The organism is Allobosea sp. GW821-FHT10B12 (assembly GCF_059415545.1).
Genome location: NZ_JBWKNL010000001.1, coordinates 815,845 through 833,307, shown reverse-complemented (window position 1 = coordinate 833,307; position 17,463 = coordinate 815,845). Strand labels below are relative to the sequence as shown.

Below are 17,463 nucleotides of genomic sequence, written 5' to 3'. Positions count from 1 at the left end.
CGCTCCTGCCAACCAGCAGGTGCGGCTGCTCCGATCAGCGCCCCGCTCCCGCCTTCGCACCGAAGATCATGCAGGTCTCCGTCCCGTGCGCCAACAGCTTGCCCTGCGCGTCGACCAGCTTGCCCTCGCTGGTCGCGACCGAGCCGCCGCGATGGATCAGCCTGCCCTCGCAGCGCACCGGCCCGCTGCCGGGCATGACCGGGCGGACATAGTTCAGCTTCATCTCCAGCGTGGTGTAGCCTTCGCCGACCCGCAGCGTCGAATGCACGGCGCAGGCCATGGCGGAATCGAGGATCGTCGCGGTCCAGCCACCATGGATCGTGCCGAGCGGGTTGAAGAAGCGCGGCGAGGGTGTCCCGACGAAGACCACCCTGCCCTCATCGACCTCGGCCAGGTCGAAATCCATCGCATCGGCGAAGGGCGGGCCGGGATGGCGGCCCTCGATCATCCCGCGCAGGAAGGACGCGCCGTCCTCCGCGAGCAGGACATCACGGCTGACGACACCAACCTGGCGGGACATGCGGGAACTCCGATCTTTATCGTGTAGATGCACGATAAAGATCGGATCGCGTCATTCAGGTCAAGCCGCGTTCAGCCGGCTTGAGTTTCGCCCACCTGCCTCGCCGCCCGCCGGATCGCCTTCAGATTGTCGCGCGTCTCGCTCCAGCGCTCCTGGCCGAGTCCGCCCTCGATCCGCTCCTGCGCTGCACGCCAATAGGGGATCGCCGCCTCGATCGCGGCACGGCCCTTCTCCGTCACGGCATAGGTCAACGCCCGGCCCTTGCAGTCGACCGGCTCGATCAGTTGCTCGGCGGCGAGCAGTTGCAGGTTGCGCGTCAGCGAGGTCCGCTCCAGCGCGAAACGGTCGGCGAGCTCGGTGACCGAACGCCAGGCGCCGGTCGAGAGCGCCGAGAGCAGCACGAACTGGGTGATCTTCAGGCCGCTCGGCCGCATCGCCTCGTCATAGGCGCGGGTCACGGCCCGCGCCGTCATGCGCACATGCAGCACCACGCAGGAGCGGGCTATGTCGTCGAGATGGAGATCGGGCGCGGGCGTCGTCATCTCGCCACGATAACCGGTTTAGGCTGCCGCCGCAGCAGCGCTGATCGGCGGCCCGTCGTCGCGTTCACCTTTTGCGCGGCGCTTTCCTTGACTCCGGCAGACCCCACGCCTATCTCCGCGATGTCGATTAGCACTCACCAGGTGAGACTGCTAACAGACCCTTATCGCGGGCCGGTCACGAGCCCGTCCAGAATATGATCCGAGAGGAAGACAGAACCATGAAGTTCCGTCCGCTGCATGACCGCGTTGTGGTCCGTCGCCTTGATGGCGAGGAGAAGACCAAGGGTGGCATCATCATCCCCGACACCGCCAAGGAAAAGCCCCAGGAGGGCGAGGTTGTCGCCGTCGGCGCCGGTGCCCGCGACGATGCCGGCAAGCTGGTTGCGCTCGATGTCAAGAAGGGCGATCGCGTCCTCTTCGGCAAGTGGAGCGGCACCGAGGTCAAGATCGACGGCCAGGATCTCCTGATCATGAAGGAATCCGACATCATGGGCATCGTCGGCTGAGCAGCCTGACGCCCACCCGTCCGTAGAGTTCAATCAGGAGTAGTCTCATGGCTGCCAAAGAAGTTCGCTTTTCCACCGACGCCCGCGACAAGATGCTGCGCGGCGTGGACATCCTCGCCAACGCCGTGAAGGTCACGCTCGGTCCCAAGGGCCGCAACGTCGTGATCGAGAAGTCGTTCGGCGCGCCGCGCATCACCAAGGACGGCGTCACCGTCGCCAAGGAGATCGAGCTCGCCGACAAGTTCGAGAACATGGGCGCTCAGATGGTCCGCGAAGTCGCTTCGCGCCAGAACGACCATGCCGGCGACGGCACCACCACCGCCACCGTGCTCGCCCAGGCGATCGTCCGTGAAGGCGCCAAGTCGGTTGCGGCCGGCATGAACCCGATGGACCTGAAGCGCGGCATCGACCTGGCCGTCGAGGCCATCGTCGCCGACCTCAAGAAGAACTCCAAGAAGGTCACCTCCAACGCGGAAGTCGCGCAGGTCGGCACCATCTCGGCGAACGGCGACGAGTCGGTCGGCAAGATGATCTCGACCGCAATGCAGAAGGTCGGCAACGAGGGTGTCATCACCGTCGAGGAAGCCAAGACCGCCGAGACCGAGCTCGACGTCGTCGAGGGCATGCAGTTCGACCGTGGCTATCTCTCGCCCTACTTCATCACCAACGCCGAGAAGATGGTCGCCGAGCTCGAGGACCCCTACATCCTCATCTTCGAGAAGAAGCTGTCGTCGCTCCAGGCGATGCTGCCGATCCTCGAGGCCGTCGTGCAGACCGGCAAGCCGCTCCTGATCATCGCCGAGGACGTCGAGGGCGAGGCTCTTGCCACGCTCGTCGTCAACAAGCTCCGTGGCGGCCTGAAGGTCGCGGCCGTCAAGGCTCCGGGCTTCGGCGATCGCCGCAAGGCCATGCTCGAGGACATCTCGATCCTGACCGCCGGCCAGATGATCTCGGAAGACCTCGGCATCAAGCTCGAGACCGTGACGCTCAACATGCTCGGCCGCGCCAAGAAGGTGCGCATCGAGAAGGAGAACACCACGATCATCGACGGCGCCGGCAAGAAGAAGGACATCGAGGGCCGCGTTTCGCAGATCAAGGCGCAGATCGAGGAGACCACCTCGGACTACGACCGTGAGAAGCTGCAGGAGCGCCTGGCCAAGCTCGCCGGCGGCGTCGCGGTTATCCGCGTCGGCGGCGCGACCGAGGTCGAGGTCAAGGAGAAGAAGGACCGCGTCGACGATGCCCTGAACGCCACCCGCGCTGCGGTGGAAGAAGGCATCCTTCCCGGTGGCGGCGTTGCACTCCTGCGCGCCCTGTCCTCGGTCAAGGGCATCAAGACCCAGAACGACGACCAGAAGACCGGCGTCGAGATCGTCCGCAAGGCGATCGCGGCCCCGGCCCGCCAGATCGTCGACAACGCCGGCGATGACGGCGCGGTCGTGATCGGCAAGCTGCTGGAGTCGAAGGACTACGCCTGGGGCTACAACGCCCAGACCGGCGAGTACGGCGATCTGGTCAAGGCCGGCATCATCGACCCGACCAAGGTCGTGCGCACGGCGATCCAGGACGCGGCTTCGATCGCCGGCCTGCTGATCACCACCGAGGCGATGATCGCCGAGGCGCCGAAGAAGGACGCCCCGATGCCCCCGATGGGCGGCGGCGGCATGGGCGGCATGGACTTCTGAGGAAGTCCAGCCCTCGCCTTTGCGAACACTACGGAGGCCCGGCTTACGCCGGGCCTTTTTCGTTTGCCGGCGCGTCGCGCAACCGACATCGCTTCGTAACGGCGCTGACGCCGCCTGCTGATCAGATCGGGGTTCCTTGGGAGCCCCGGTCATGATCACCCGCCGCCTGCTGCTCGCCGGCTCCGCTTCGAGCCTCGTCTTGCCCGCCCTCGCTCAGCAGGATTGGCGGCAGGCGATCAAGGAGGTGCGCTTCGGCGTCTCCTCGGCGGAGAACGAGGCGGCCGCGGTCGCGCGAAACCAGCCGGTGGTCGATTACCTTACACAGAAGCTCGGCGTGCCGGTGAAGCTCTACCGGGTCAGCGACTATGCCGGGCTGGTCGAAGCGATGCGCGCCGACCAGCTCGAATTCGCCCGCTTCGGGCCGGCGGTCTATTCGCTCGGCCGGCGCGTCCTCGGCGACAAGCTGCAGCCGCTGTTCCGTGACGTCGATAACAACGGCCAGGAGGGCTATTACTCGGTCGTTGTCGTGCGCGCCGACAGCCCCTATCGCTCGATCGCCGACCTCAAGGGCAAGAGCTTCGCCTTCGCCGATCCGAACTCGACCTCGGGCTTCGCCTTCCCCGCCTATTTCCTGCGCAGGCAGGGCTTCGACCCGCAGGCCCATTTCAGCGGCACCGTCTTCTCCGGCGGCCACGATAATTCGGTGCTGGCGCTGGTCCGGGGCCAGTTCGATGGCGTCGCGACCTATCAGGTCAACGAGAACTCCGGCGTCGTGCAGCGGCTGGTGCTGCGCAACATGGTCCCCGCCGGAGCGACCCGCGTGATCTGGACCTCGCCGCTCATTCCGGCGAGCCCGTTCTCGACGCGCGCGAACCTGCCGCAGGCACTCAAGGATGCGTTCGTCGCAGCGATGATGGCGATGAAGGACGAGGCCCCCGAGGTGTTCAAGACCTTCACCGACGGGCAAGTATCGCGCTACGCGCCCGCCAGGCATGAGGATTATCTCGACGTCATCGCCGTCACCGAGGAGCTGGAAGCGCGGCGCAAGCAGAAGCCGGGCGGCTGAGCCGAATCTGGCAATCGCAGCTTTGCACAAGGAAGAGGCTCCGCAGGCTTGCATCGACTTTGGTTGTAGGCCCTAGATCGCGATAGGTGCGGCATCCTGCCGCGCCCTGCTTTCGGGGGTCCTTTCCATGAACAACCCTGCCCTGGGCGATGCCGCCAAGCTGGTCGGCCGCATCCTGCTCGCCCTGATGTTCGTGCTCGGCGGCTGGTCCAAGATCAACGGCTATGCCGGCACGCAAGCCTATATGGGCTCGGCCGGCGTTCCGGCCATCCTGTTGCCGCTCGTCATCATCGTCGAACTGGTCGGCGGACTGATGATCGTCGTGGGCTACAAGACCCGTCTCGCGGCGCTGGCCCTGTTCGCCTTCACCATCGCCGCCTCGGTGCTGTTCCACATGAACTGGGCCCAGCCGATGCAGCAATTGCTGTTCATGAAGAACCTCGCCGTCGCCGGCGGCTTCCTCGTGCTGTTCGCGGCCGGCGCGGGCGCCTATTCGGTCGACAAGGACTGAAGGCCCATCACAAAACGCTGAAAAAGCGCGGCCCGGCCTTGAGCCGGGCCTTTTTTGTGCGCAGGGCTGATCTACAAAGCTCTCTCCTATGCAGCGCGGCTCCTGCGCTGATTCCCCGACAAGGACGACGCCATGCGCCTGTTGAGTTTCGCCATCGCCGCGCTCGCCGTGATCGCGCTCGTGGTCGGCCAGCAAAGCGGGAGTACGGGCATCCTCGGCCTCGGCGTGATCGGCGTCCTGCTCGCCTTCGCGACGTTCCGGGCGACCGCGATCCCATTCTTCCTGAAGATCTTCTCCGGCATCTTTGGAACTGAATACGTGATCTTCGGCGCCGGCGCGCTGTTGGCCCAACTCGGCCTCTGGCCCACCGCCTGGCAGGCGGCCGCGCCGCCGGCGAGCCTCGGCACGACCGTCGCCGTCTTCGGCATCCTGATCTACCTGGTTTCGTTCGTCCCGGTGGTACAGCGCATCGCCCGCATCGCCTCGCCCTATTTCGAATCGTCCGAGCCGCAGATCGCCAATCTCGGGCCATTCGGCCGCTACCGGATGCGGCTCGGCACCTTCGCTGTCGCGCTCGTTGTCTTTCTGATCGTGCTCAACCAGGCGCAGGTCGGCATCTCACTGCGCATCAACTTCTTCTATCGGGATTTCTACAACGCCCTGCAGGAGAAGAATGCGCCGGCCTTCTGGGAACAGCTCATCAACGTCTTCTGCGTCTGGGCTGCCGTCTCGGTCATCAGCGTGCTGATCGAGACCGTTGCCAACTCGGTGCTGTTGATCCGCTGGCGCGAGTGGATGGCGGCCGAATACAACAAGCGCTGGCTCGGTAATGGCAACCATTACCGCATCTCGCTCGCCGGCACGGCCGACAACCCCGACCAGCGCATCTCGGAAGACACCCGCGCCTTCCTGAATCAGACCTACAGCTTCTCGCTGACGCTGATCACACAGGTCTCAACGCTGGTCTCGTTCTCGATCATCCTCTGGTCGATTCCAGTCGCCATCACCGTTCCCGGCACCGACATCGTCATCCCAGGCTTCATCTTCTGGGCGACGCTGATCTATGCCGCGATTGCGACCTGGATAACTCATCTGATCGGCAAGCCGCTGATCGGGCTAGAGTTCGAACAGGAGCGGCGCGAGGCGAACTTCCGCTTCGCCCTGGCGCGCCTGCGCGAATACTCCGAACAGATCGCGCTGATGCGCGGTGAGACTGCCGAGCGGCGCCATCTCGGCGAGACCTTCGGCGGCATCGTCGACAACTTCTATCGACTGCTCTGGCGCAGGTTGAAACTGACGACCTTCACCCTGTCCTACAACCAGGCCAACGTCGTCATCCCCTTCGTGCTGCTGGCGCCCTATTACTTCGCCGGCGCGATCGCGTTCGGCGTGCTGACGCAGGTGTCCTCGGCCTTCGGCCGGGTCGAGACGGCGATGTCCTTCTTCATCAACAGCTACCAGTCGATCGCCTCCTATCTGGCCTCGATCAACCGCCTGACCACCTTCGAGCAGGCGATCGCCACGGCGGAGGCGCAAGGCGCGGGCGGCGAAGGCGCCGCAATCGACATCGTCGAGCAGCCGGTCAAGGACGCGACGATCGAGACGCTCGCGCTCAACCTGCCGAACGGACAACCGATCGTGCAGGCTTCGAACCTCACACTGCCTGCCGGGCATTCGACGCTGGTCATCGGCCCCTCCGGGTCCGGCAAGTCGACCCTGTTCCGCGCGCTCTCCGGCATCTGGCCGTTCGGCGAGGGCAAGGTCGTGACGCCGGAAGGGCAGCGCATGCTGGTGCTGCCGCAGCGGCCCTATCTGCCGCAGGGCTCCCTGCGTGCCGCGCTCGCCTATCCGTCAGAGCCGGACGCGTTCAGCGACGCCGACATCCATGCGGCAATGGAGAAGGTGAAGCTCGGCCATCTCACCGAGCGGCTCGACGAGATTGATCTCTGGGGCCAGCGCCTCTCGGGCGGCGAGCAGCAGCGTCTCGCGGTGGCGCGCGCCCTGCTGGCCAAGCCCGACTGGCTCTTCCTCGACGAGGCCACTGCCTCGCTCGACGAGAAGCTGGAAGGCGAGATCTACGAGGTGATCCGGCGCGAGCTGCCGCAGACCAGCATCGTCTCGATCGGTCATCGCTCGACGCTGCGCGCCATGCACGACGAGCTGATCGCGATGGAGAAGAATGCCGACGGCACCTTCAGTCCGAAGGCGAAGGCCATGGCGGAGGCTGGGTAAGCGAACAAGGGCTGCTCAGGCTCCACCAAAGGTGCGAGCCTGTAGCCATAGCGTCATGGTCGGGCTTGTCCCGACCATCCACGTCTTCATGTCACAGATCGAACGCGGTGTTCAGGACATGGCTGCTCGCCACAGGGGCGAGCACCACATGGCGGAACAGCGCCCTGGCCCCGAACTCCCAGGCTCAGGCTGCCGGCCTGTCCGGAACGGCAGGAATCTCGCCCGTCAGATCCCGCGGTCGAAGCGGATCTCGCCGCTCGCCGTCTTGATGACGAGGCGGCCCTCGACGATATCCCACTGCCGGGCGGTGCGCAGCGCCATCAGATAGCTGCGCTCGAAATCCGAGGCGCCCTTGTCGCAAGCCATCTTGGTCACTGCGAGCGGGCCTACCGCGAAGCCCTGCTGGCGCAGCGGATAGGCCGAGGCCGAGAAGGTGTTGCAGCCACCGAAGCCGGTGCCGCGCAGATTGGAATCGACCTTCAGCGTGGCGCGATAGCCGGTGACCGGCTTGCCGTTCATCTGCAGGATGGTCCAGGAGGCGTCGAACGGAAAGTTCTTCTCCTGCTGCCGCGGCGGCGGAGCCTCCCCTCCCGGCTGCTCGCCACGAGGTGGCATCTGCTGGCGACGCTGGGCAAGCGCATCAGTCACCAGCATCGGCGACAGGGAGAGAGCGAGGGCGGCCAGGAGGCCAAGGCGCGACTGCGTATTCAACTGGTCCAGACCCCGATTGGAAAGAGCGCGACGGAGAACCGACGCTTTCCACTGCACCGATCGCGGTGGCGAGCGCAAGTCTCGATCGCACCGCTTTTGGTACGACTTGCACCGAAATCGCTTCGCCTTGGCTGGTTACCCGGACATTGCGTCGGGAATCCGGCGCGTCAGATGCGCGCCAGCAGCCGCTCGAGCAACGGATTGGAGCGGCGGAAGACATAGTCGAGCGTGCGCACGGTGATGTCGTCCGCCCCCGCCTTGCCCAGTTCCTCGACCAGCGGGAACACCGCCTTGCGCGGGCAATGCAGCGTGACGACGCCGTCACCACCGGCTGCGCCGAATGGCAGTCGCGCACCGAGCCGATGCGCGATCTCGCCCAGCCGCTGCGGCGAGACGGCGTTGAGCACGGCGCGAACCTCACGCAGCGAGCGCGCTTCCTCCTCGGCCGCGATGCGCGACAAGATCGCTGCGGCGGCATCCCGAGCCTGTTCGCTCCAGGGCGCACGCACGGAGGCGACGAGGTTGGCCTCCGAGGCCAGGATCACGCCGTCGTCGAGTACCTTGAGCGCATTGGCGGAGAGCGTCGCGCCGGTGGTGGTGATATCGACGACGATCTCGGCGGTGCCAGCGGCGGGAGCCCCCTCGGTCGCCCCCAGGCTCTCGACGATGCGATAATCGGCGAGGCCGTGGCTGGCGAAGAAACGCCGCGTCAGGTTCACGTATTTGGTGGCGACGCGCAGCTTGCGGCCGTGACGGGCGCGCATGGTCGCCGCGACGTCGTCGAGATCGGCCATGGTGCGCACATCGATCCAGGCCTGCGGCACGGCGACGACGACATTGGCCTGGCCGAAGCCGAGCGGCGCCAGCAGCACCATGCTGGCATCGGCGTCGGCGACTTGCTCGCGCACCAGATCCTCGCCGGTGATGCCGAGATGGGCGGCGCCGGAGGAAAGCTGCGCGACGATCTCGGAGGCCGAGAGATAGGCGACCTCGGCCCCGCCGAGTCCGGCGATCTGGGCGCGGTACTCGCGTTGGCCGCGTGCCTGCACGAACGAGAGCCCGGCACGGCCGAAGAAGGCGGTGGCGTTCTCCTGCAGCCGCCCCTTGGAGGGCACGGCGAGAACCAGCGGCGCGTCGTTCGTCATTGTCTCCGCCCCACTCATGCCTTGCCTCCCGCCAGGCGGTCGAGCCAGAGCGAGGCGCCGACGGCCGGCACCGGCGCAGGCGCACCGAGGCGCTGCAGCACGCCGTCATAGCGGCCGCCGCCGGCGATCGGCTTCAGATCCGGCCGGGCCGGATCGTGCAATTCGAAGATGAAGCCGGTGTAGTAGTCGAGATTGCGGGCGAACCCCGCGGAGAAGGAGATACTGGCGACATCGACGCCGCGCGCGGCGAGGAAGCCGGTGCGCTCGTCGAAGGCGTCGAGCGCGGCAGCAAGGTCGAGCTCAGCCTCGCCGGCGAGCTTGCGCCAGGCGGCGGAGGCACCGTCCGGATCACCACCGATCGCCAGCGCATGCGCGATCACGCCGCTCGCCTCGCCATTGACCGGGTTGTCGCGCTCGGCGGCCCGGGCCAGGAAGCGCTCGGCGATGTCGCCGGCCGAGCGGCCGCCGACCGTCGAGATGCCGGCGATCGAGAGCACGTCCTCGACGAAGGCGCGGGCCGCCTTGGGGTCCTGGCCTTCCAGCGCCTTGAGCAGCCCGGCGTGAGCGTGCTCGACCTCGTTGACCGGCGGCTCGAGCGCGGCGACGGCATCGGCGCCCTTGCCCTGCGCGACCGCGCGCATCAGCCGGCGGCGCGCGGCCTGCGGCACGCCGAGCCGGTCGAGCAGCGTGGTGAGGAGCGCGACGTCGCCCATCAGCAGGCGCGGCCGGGTCAGGCCGAGTGCCGCGGCGGATTCGACGGTCAGCGCCATGATCTCGGCATCGGCGGCAGCGAAATCGGTGCGGCCGAAAGATTCCAAGCCCGCCTGCGCGAATTCGCTCGGCTCGTTTGCGCCGCGCATGCGGAAGACCGGGCCGGCATAGGCGTAGGACGCCGGCTCGCTGGCATGGGCTGCGATATGCGCCAGCGCGACGGGGATGGTGTATTCGGGCCGCAGGCACCATTCGCGCCCGTCATCGTCCTGCGTCAGGAAGATGCGGCGGCGGATATCCTCGCCGGAGAGATCGAGGAAGGGCTCGACCGGCTGCAGGATCGCCGGCTCGGCGCGCCGATAGCCCTCGCGCTCGAACGGCGCGATCACGGTCTCGAGCTTTGAGCGCATGGCCGGCACTTTACAAAAACCCTGTTGCGGCGCCGTACTAGCAGGGACGCCCGCGATTTTCGACGGTTTTTAGGGAATTGGGTGAACGGGAATCAGGCGTAGCGCCCGAGCACCCGCTTCACCCCGTCGACCAGCTCGCCCGCCGGCACGGAGAACTGTGCCTGCGCCTGCCGTTCCTTGTGCTCGGCGGAGTCCTTCACGTCGCGGCCCGCTGCGGCGAGCTCGGCGCCGAGGATCAGGTCCTTGATCACCACCGTGTCGGCCTCGCGCTCGGAGGAGCCCTGGATCACCGCGCAGGCGGCGCCGCGGCGGTCGGCATATTTCATCTGGGCGTTGAAGCCGGACGAGCCGAGATAGAGATCGGCCCGGCAGAGCGCCCTGCCCTCGCCATCCTTGGCCTGCCGGAGCTGTGCGACAAAGGCTTGGTAGGCCGGCATGAACTCCGGCGACTTGTTATCCATCGCGGTGACGACGACGAGCGGCAGCTCGTTCCTGGCATCGACGATCGGCGACTTCACCGCCTTCAGCGCCGAATAGAGCCGGGAGACGCCGATCGAGAAGCCGGTCGCCGGCACCGGCTCGGGCCGGAAGCGGCCGACCAGCCCGTCATAGCGCCCGCCGCCTGCGACCGAGCCGAAGCGCACGACCTGCCCGTCCTCATTGGTGACCGGGAAGGTCAGCTCCACCTCGTAGACCGGGCCGGTGTAGTATTCGAGGCCGCGGACGATCGACGGGTCGATGATGACGCGGCCGAGATACCCCGCCGCGGTGACAAGCTCCCTGATCTGTTCGAGTTCCTCGATCCCGGCCACGCCGTTCTCGGCGCCTTCGACCAGCTTGCGCAGTTCCGCGACGGCCTCGGCAGACAACTCGGCCGACTTGGCGCTGTCGGAGGCTGTCGACTTGCCGAGATCAGCCAGCCGCTGGCCGACGGCGAGATAGCGCAGGATCGTATCCGCCTGTGCATCGGACAGGCCCGCGCCCTTGGTGAAATCGCCGCTCTCGTCCTTGCGCCCATCGCGCAGGAGCTTGCCGACCTCTTCGAGCGGGAACTTGTCGGCCTTGTCGATCGCACGCAGCACCGTCAAACGCGTGCCCTGTTCGATGCCGGCTGCATCCATCACGCCGTCGAGCACCTTGCGGTTGTTGACCTTGACGACATAGTCGCCGCGCTTGATGCCGAGCTTCTCCATGGTGTCGGCGGCGAGCATGCAAATCTCGGCATCGCCGGCGACCGTGCCTGAGCCGACGATGTCGGCGTCGAACTGCATGAACTGGCGGAAGCGCCCCGGCCCGGGCTTCTCGTTGCGGAAGACGTAGCCGACGCGATAGCTGCGATAGGGCTTTGGCAGCGCGTCGAAATTCTCGGCGACATAGCGGGCGAGCGGCGCGGTCAGGTCATAGCGCAGCGAGAGCCACTGCTCGTCATCGTCCTGGAAGGAGAAGACGCCCTCGTTCGGGCGGTCCTGGTCCGGCAGGAATTTTCCCAGCGCGTCGGTGTATTCGACGAAGGGTGTCTCGACCGGGTCGAAGCCATAGAGCGAGAAGCTCTCGCGGATCACGGCGAGCATGCGCTCGGTGGCGGCGACATCGGCCGGGCCGCGATCGACGAAACCGCGCGGCTGGCGGGCCTTCAGCTTGGCAGGGGCGGACTTGTCGGCGGACATGATGGGAGCTCGGTAAGTAAACGCTTATTGATGTTCGAGCGGGTTAGACCGGACGGCCGCCAGGGGCAAGCGCAGCGGCCGCAATCCGGCTAGCCGTGGCCATAATCGCGCACTACAGACCGCTCGCCGGTCGGCTTGCCTCGGAACCCGACCGGCGAGCAGTCTCTGATACTAAAGTCAGAGGCGGATTCAGCGATCGGATTGATGCAATCTTATCGGATCCGGCTCTAGTCTCCGGCCGCGGCGCGAGGAATGGATGGATGCGGGTCGGATTGCGCAACCTGCTGGCATGCCTGTTCGCGGCACTGCTGCTCGCGGCCTGCGGGCCGAGCGAGCCCGACCAGCGCAAGGCCTTCATCGGCTTCCTGCAGGCCGAGATCCTGGCGCGCCCGGGCGTGCGCCTGCCGCGCCCTGATGCCGAGAAGCAGAAATCCTTCGGCGACTATGCCGGCCACTATGCGGTGATCCTGCGCTTCCATGAGCGCATGAATGCGACGGTCGGCAAGCCGATGCAGGAAGCGACCGCCAAGGCCGCACCGCGCTCGATCGAGGACGTGGTCGCGCGCAAGAGCGAGATCGCGGCGGTACGCGCCGGCTTCACCCAAATCCGCCAGGCGCTCGACGCTGCGCTCGCTGCTGCCGAGAGCGAGCGCGCAGCCTTGAAGCAGCCGGAGGACCTCGCCAAGGTCTATGCCAGCGCCTACCAGAAGCTGGTGACCGAGCCGGCCGCGACCGTCCGCGAGGTCTTTCCGGTGACGGACGAGACCTTCGCCGCGATCCTTGCTCTCGCCGATCTGATCGAAGCCAACAAGGCGGCGGTCCGGGTGAGTGGTTCGCAGGTCGATGTGCGCAACCCGGCGCTGCGCAACCGGGTGCAGGCGGCGATCACCGCGATGAACGCCAAGCAGTCGGCGATGACAGCCGCCCAGCAGAAGCTCCGGCAGATGGTCTACGGAAACTGAACGGGCCTATTCCGCCGCGACGACGCCAGCCGGAACCTCCTCCCCGATCCCGGCCTTCGCCAGCCTTGCAGGCAGCGGGCCGCCGGTCGCCCAGTCGAGCAGTTCGGCGGTGTGCAGGATCGGCGTCGCCGCGCCGCGATCGGCGAAACCCTTCGCGATCTGGGTGATGCAGCCGATATTGCCGGTGGCGACGAGATCCGGCTTGGTGCGCTGGATGTTGCCGACCTTGCGCTCGCGCAATTGTCCGGCGATCTCCGGCTGGAGGATGTTGTAGACGCCGGCCGAGCCGCAGCAGATATGCCCCTCCGGCACCTCCTTCACCCGGAAGCCGGCGCGCGCCAGCAGGCGCTTGGGCCCATCCTTGAGCTGCTGGCCATGCTGCATCGAGCAGGCCGAATGATAGGCGACGGTGAGGTCGAAGCTTCGGGTCGGGGTCAGCTCCAGCGTCTCGACGAACTCGGTCACGTCCTTGGCCAAGGCAGCGACCTTCGCCGCCCTCTCGGCATAGGCCTCATCGGCCCGGAACATGAAGCCGTAATCCTTGATCGTGGTGCCGCAGCCCGAGGCCGTGATCAGGATGGCGTCGAGCCCCTCGCCCTCGATCTCCGCCATCCAGGCGTCGATATTGGCGCGGGCGAAGGCGAGCGCGTCATGCTCGCGGCCCATATGGTGGACGAGCGCGCCGCAGCAGCCTTCGCCCTTGGGCAGCACCACCTCGACGCCGTGGCGGGTGAGCAGGCGGATCGTCGCCTCGTTGATGCCGGGATCGAGCACCGGCTGGGCGCAGCCGGAGAGAATGGCGACGCGCTTGCGCCGTCCGCCCTGCGCCGGGAAGGAGGCCGGCCCCTCCATCGCCGAGCGGTCCGGCAGGCTCCAGGGCGCCAGCGCCAACATCGCCTTCAGCCGCGCGCCGATGACGGGCAGCGTCCCGAGCGCCCCCGCGAGCGGCTTGCCGAGCCGAGCGGCGAGCATGGCGAGGCGGAAGCGGTCGGGATAGGGCAGGATCGCCGAGAGAATAACCCGCAGCGTCCGGTCGGCAACCGGCCGCTCATAGGTTTCCTCGATATGAGCGCGGGCATGGTCGACCAGGTGCATGTAGTGCACGCCCGAGGGGCAGGTCGTCATGCAGGAGAGGCAGGAGAGGCAGCGGTCGACATGCTTGACCACGTCCGGGCTCGCCGGCTTGCCGCTCTCCAGCATGTCCTTGATCTGGTAGATGCGCCCGCGCGGGGAATCGAGCTCGTCGCCGAGCAGGAGATAGGTCGGGCAGGTCGCGGTGCAGAAGCCGCAATGCACGCAGGTGCGCAGGATCTTCTCGGAGGCCGGCAGGCGCGGATCGGAGGCGAGGAGTTCGGGCGTGAAATTGGTCTGCATCGCTCAGGCTCCGCCCTGCCAGGCTTTGATCCAGTCCATCGGCCAGAGCAGCATGATGACGTTGAGGGTGAGGTTGTCGCGGATCAGCCAGCCGACGACCAGCTCCATCGCCAGCGCGCCCGACACCGTGATCCAGACCGGCGCGAACCAGGCGAACAGGAAGCCGAGCGCCATGGCGAGGATGTCGCTCACCGAATTCAGGACGCTGTCGCCGTAATAATCGAGCGAGATCGTGGCCGTGCGGTAGTGGTTGATCACCGCATCGGTGTTCTCGGTGATCTCCCAGGCGCTCTCCAGCACGATGGCGAGCAGCAGGGCGAGGCCGACGGAGAGCGGCAGGCCGGTGACCCGCCGGATCAGCCAGAACAGGCCGTAGAACAGGAAGCCGTGGATGATGTGCGAGAAGGTGTACCAGTCGGCGATGTGCTGGGAGTTCTCGGAGGACATCACCGTGCCCTGCCAGAACTTGATCGTCCCGCATTTGCAGATCGGCTCGCGGCCCATCCAGAGCAGGATCGCCGCCGCGCCTGCGGTCAACAACACGGCCAGCACCGCGATGGCTCCGGGGCCGAGGCGGCCGGGCGCCCAGCGCGTTCGCGCCGAGGACGCAGTGGAAGAAAGCGATTCAGCGAGCGCCATCAGATCCCCGCATACATCCGGCCGGGCTCGAACACGCCCTCCGGATCGAAGCTCTTCTTGATGCCGGCGCTCACCCGCATCAGCGGCTTGGACAGCGGCTCGAAGACGGGAACCGCAGCCCGTACCGCATCGGGCGCCCGGACCAGCGTCGCATGGCCGCCGAGCGGCTTCAGCGCTGCGCGGATCGCGGCTGCTCCGGCATCTCCATCGGCAGGCACAGCGAGCCAGACGAGGCCGCCGCCCCAATCATAGAACCAGCGCGCGCCTGGCACGGTTCGCGCGATCGCGGCAGTCGCCTTCGGCCCGTTGCCTGGCGCGAGAGAGAGCCGCCAGACGGCCTCCCGCGTGCCGGCAAAGAAGGCGGCATCGCGCACTTCGCGCCAGAGCGCGTCGGAGGGGCGCCCCTCGATCAGCTCGGGCCGGCCATGGGCCTTGAGCAGGCGGGCAAGCTCCGCGGCGCGATAGCTGATCGAGGCGGAAAAATTCTCCAGCCTGAGCAAGGTGCGCGCCTGCTCGGCGCCGATCCCGGCCGGCAGATGCGCCGCCGCCATTGGCTCGAAGGGCGAGCCGAGCGCGCCCGAGAGCAGCGCCACCGCCGCCTCGTCGGCGAGGTCTTCCCAGATCAGCGTCACCACGCGCTCTGGCCGCGGGAGCACGCGGAACGTCACCTCGGTCAGGAAGCCGAGCGTGCCGAAGCTGCCGGAGACGAGCTTCACCAGGTCGAGGCCGGTGACGTTCTTCATCACCCGCCCGCCCGATTTCACCAGCTCGCCGCGGCCATTGATCAGCTTGATGCCGATCAGCGAGTCGCGGGCGGCGCCGGCATTGATCCGGCGCGGGCCGGAGATATTTCCGGCCGCGATGGCGCCTATCGTCGGCTCGCCCTCGCTGCCGAACAAAGCGCGGTGGTCCATCGGCTCGAAGGGCAGCATCTGGCCTCGGTTCGCCAGCGTCTCTTCGATCAGCTTCAGCGGCGTGCCGGCTTTGGCGCCGATCACCATCTCGGCCGGCTCGTAGAGGGTGATGCCGGCGAGCCCAGCGCTGGAGATGGTGCTGACGGCGTTGTCCGGCCGGCCGAGCCCCGTGCGCGTGCCGCCGCCACGGATGGCGAGCGGAACACGCGCCTCGACGATCGATGCGACGACGGCGCAGGCCTGCGCCTCTGTGGTGGGGGTGTGGAGCATCAGGCTGCGATCCGCCCTTCCAGCGGAAACACCTTCGCCGGGTTCATCAGCCAGCGCGGATCGAACACCGCCCTGACCCGCTGCTGCTGGTGCAAATCGGCTTCGTTGAACTGCACGCTCATCAGGTCGCGCTTCTCGATGCCGACGCCGTGCTCACCGGTCAGGCAGCCGCCGACCTCGACGCACAGCTTGAGGATGTCGTTGCCGGCATCCTCCGCCTTCTGCGCCTCGACCGCGTCGTTGCAATTGTAGAGGATCAGCGGGTGCAGATTGCCGTCGCCGGCATGGAAGACATTGGCGACGCGCAGGCCATAGCCCTTGATGATCTCGTCCATGCGCTCGAGCACGAAGGGCAATTGCCCGGTCGGGATCGTGCCGTCCATGCAGATATAGTCGGCGATACGGCCGGTCGCGCCGAAGGCGGATTTGCGACCCTTCCAGATCGCCGCCGTCTCCATCGCTGACTTGCTCTCCTTGACCGTGCCGACGCCGTGCTCCCGGGCGATCGCGACGATGCGGGCGAGCTGGGCGTCCATCTCGGCCTCCGAGCCCTCGACCTCGATGATCAGCAGCGCGCCGCAATCCATCGGATAGCCGGCATGGGCGAAAGCCTCGCAGATCTCGATCGCCGGCTTGTCCATGAACTCCATCGCCACCGGGATGATGCCGGCGCCGATGATCGCGGCGACGGCAGCACCCGCCTCGACGCTGGTCGGGAAGCCGAACAGCACCGGCCGCGCGCCTTCCGCCTGGCGCAGGATGCGCACCGTCGCTTCGGTGACGATGCCGAGCTGGCCTTCCGAGCCGACGATCAGGCCGAGCAGGTCGTAGCCGGGAGAATCAAGATGGCCGCCACCGATCTCGACGATGCTCCCATCCAGCATCACCAGCGTGACGCCGAGCACATTGTTGGTGGTGACTCCGTATTTCAGGCAATGCGCGCCGCCGGAGTTCATGCCGATATTGCCGCCGATCGAGCAGGCGAGCTGCGAGGACGGGTCAGGTGCATAGAAGAAGCCATCGGCCGAGACGGCGCCGGTGACGGCGAGGTTGGTGACGCCGGCCTGCACCTTGGCCGTGCGATCGGCGTAGTCGATCTCGAGGATGCGGTTCATCTTGGAGACGCCGATCACCACCGCATCCTCCTGCGGGATCGCCCCGCCGGCGAGCGAGGTGCCGGCGCCGCGCGGCACGACCGGCACGCCCTGTTCGGAACAGTAGCGCAGCACCGCCGCGACCTCCTGCGTGGTCGAGGGCAGCACCACGGCCAGCGGCATGCGGCGATAGGCGGTCAGCGCATCAGTCTCGTAGGGACGCCGCTCGTCCTCGGAGGTGATCAGCGCATCCGGTGCAACCAGCGGCGCGAGACCGGCGAGGATGGCGTCGCGGCGGGCGAGGATGCCGGCATCGGGCGCCGGAAAAGCGATCGCACTCATGGCCAATCCTCCACTCACCTTGTCCCACGCGCGCCCCGCCGGACGGTAGCGCCCGGCATGCACACCTACCCCGAGTCCCATGCGACTCTAGAATACTTCCACATGCGACGCAGCGCGAGTAACGTGCATGATTATTTCCAAAACGGAAAAGATGGTGGGCGC

At 67.0% G+C, this 17,463-nt stretch carries 16 protein-coding genes; 6 read left to right on the top strand and 10 right to left on the bottom strand.

What is annotated here, in order from left to right; genetic code table 11:
* Window positions 1-34 precede the first annotated feature (34 nt).
* Together AC07O0_RS04015 and AC07O0_RS04010 are read right to left on the bottom strand one after the other, a co-directional pair.
* The gene (locus tag AC07O0_RS04015) at window positions 35-520 is read right to left on the bottom strand and encodes a PaaI family thioesterase (RefSeq protein ID WP_494620237.1); all 486 of its coding nucleotides are present in this window, start codon (window positions 518-520) and stop codon (window positions 35-37) included.
* 71 nt (window positions 521-591) lie between these two features.
* A complete protein-coding gene (locus tag AC07O0_RS04010) occupies window positions 592-1,062 on the bottom strand; it encodes a MarR family winged helix-turn-helix transcriptional regulator (RefSeq protein WP_494620235.1) in 471 nt (156 codons plus the stop codon).
* 218 nt (window positions 1,063-1,280) lie between these two features.
* On the opposite strand from AC07O0_RS04010, the gene groES reads away from it, so the two are divergent.
* The 5 genes from groES (at window position 1,281) to AC07O0_RS03985 (ending at window position 7,062) form a co-directional block, all read left to right on the top strand.
* Window positions 1,281-1,568 carry a co-chaperone GroES gene (gene groES / locus AC07O0_RS04005; protein WP_137883337.1) on the top strand — a complete coding sequence of 96 codons (288 nt, stop codon included), beginning with the start codon at window positions 1,281-1,283 and terminating at the stop codon, window positions 1,566-1,568.
* Between the two features lie 47 nt (window positions 1,569-1,615).
* On the top strand, window positions 1,616-3,253 hold the full coding sequence (groL, locus tag AC07O0_RS04000) for a chaperonin GroEL (protein WP_494620233.1): 1,638 nt from the start codon (window positions 1,616-1,618) through the stop codon (window positions 3,251-3,253).
* A 151-nt stretch (window positions 3,254-3,404) separates the two neighbouring features.
* Window positions 3,405-4,319 (top strand): phosphate/phosphite/phosphonate ABC transporter substrate-binding protein, encoded by a 915-nt coding sequence (gene phnD / locus AC07O0_RS03995; RefSeq protein WP_494620231.1) that lies wholly within the window; start codon window positions 3,405-3,407, stop codon window positions 4,317-4,319.
* Window positions 4,320-4,446: 127 nt separating this feature from the next.
* Window positions 4,447-4,830 carry a DoxX family protein gene (locus AC07O0_RS03990; RefSeq protein WP_494620229.1) on the top strand — a complete coding sequence of 128 codons (384 nt, stop codon included), beginning with the start codon at window positions 4,447-4,449 and terminating at the stop codon, window positions 4,828-4,830.
* Between the two features lie 132 nt (window positions 4,831-4,962).
* Entirely contained in the window at window positions 4,963-7,062 is a 2,100-nt protein-coding gene (locus AC07O0_RS03985) for an SbmA/BacA-like family transporter (protein ID WP_494620227.1), read from the top strand.
* A 225-nt stretch (window positions 7,063-7,287) separates the two neighbouring features.
* Here the strand turns inward: AC07O0_RS03985 and AC07O0_RS03980 are convergent, their stop codons facing one another.
* The 4 genes from AC07O0_RS03980 to hisS form a co-directional block, all read right to left on the bottom strand.
* Window positions 7,288-7,773 carry an META domain-containing protein gene (locus AC07O0_RS03980; RefSeq protein ID WP_494620225.1) on the bottom strand — a complete coding sequence of 162 codons (486 nt, stop codon included), beginning with the start codon at window positions 7,771-7,773 and terminating at the stop codon, window positions 7,288-7,290.
* 167 nt (window positions 7,774-7,940) lie between these two features.
* Window positions 7,941-8,918: an ATP phosphoribosyltransferase gene (gene hisG, locus AC07O0_RS03975; RefSeq protein WP_494620223.1), complete on the bottom strand. Its 978-nt coding sequence runs from the start codon at window positions 8,916-8,918 to the stop codon at window positions 7,941-7,943.
* 14 nt (window positions 8,919-8,932) lie between these two features.
* On the bottom strand, window positions 8,933-10,039 hold the full coding sequence (locus AC07O0_RS03970) for an ATP phosphoribosyltransferase regulatory subunit (protein WP_494620221.1): 1,107 nt from the start codon (window positions 10,037-10,039) through the stop codon (window positions 8,933-8,935).
* A gap of 92 nt (window positions 10,040-10,131) precedes the next feature.
* Window positions 10,132-11,706 (bottom strand): histidine--tRNA ligase, encoded by a 1,575-nt coding sequence (gene hisS, locus AC07O0_RS03965; protein WP_494620219.1) that lies wholly within the window; start codon window positions 11,704-11,706, stop codon window positions 10,132-10,134.
* Window positions 11,707-11,966: 260 nt separating this feature from the next.
* Between hisS and AC07O0_RS03960 the strand changes: the two genes are divergently transcribed.
* Window positions 11,967-12,668: a DUF3053 family protein gene (locus AC07O0_RS03960; protein WP_494620217.1), complete on the top strand. Its 702-nt coding sequence runs from the start codon at window positions 11,967-11,969 to the stop codon at window positions 12,666-12,668.
* 6 nt (window positions 12,669-12,674) lie between these two features.
* Here AC07O0_RS03960 and glcF read toward each other — a convergent pair whose 3' ends face one another.
* Genes glcF through AC07O0_RS03940 form a run of 4 tightly spaced genes read right to left on the bottom strand, consistent with a single transcriptional unit; the run spans window position 12,675 to window position 17,301 of the window.
* Window positions 12,675-14,042: a glycolate oxidase subunit GlcF gene (glcF, locus tag AC07O0_RS03955; RefSeq protein WP_494620215.1), complete on the bottom strand. Its 1,368-nt coding sequence runs from the start codon at window positions 14,040-14,042 to the stop codon at window positions 12,675-12,677.
* A gap of 3 nt (window positions 14,043-14,045) precedes the next feature.
* Window positions 14,046-14,681, bottom strand: a complete 636-nt coding sequence (locus AC07O0_RS03950) for a DUF2585 domain-containing protein (RefSeq protein WP_494620213.1) — start codon at window positions 14,679-14,681, stop codon at window positions 14,046-14,048.
* Window positions 14,681-15,868 carry an FAD-binding protein gene (locus AC07O0_RS03945; protein WP_494620656.1) on the bottom strand — a complete coding sequence of 396 codons (1,188 nt, stop codon included), beginning with the start codon at window positions 15,866-15,868 and terminating at the stop codon, window positions 14,681-14,683. Before AC07O0_RS03945 ends, AC07O0_RS03950 begins: the two co-directional genes overlap by 1 nt.
* Window positions 15,865-17,301 carry an FAD-binding oxidoreductase gene (locus tag AC07O0_RS03940; RefSeq protein ID WP_494620211.1) on the bottom strand — a complete coding sequence of 479 codons (1,437 nt, stop codon included), beginning with the start codon at window positions 17,299-17,301 and terminating at the stop codon, window positions 15,865-15,867. Before AC07O0_RS03940 ends, AC07O0_RS03945 begins: the two co-directional genes overlap by 4 nt.
* Window positions 17,302-17,463: the final 162 nt, after the last annotated feature.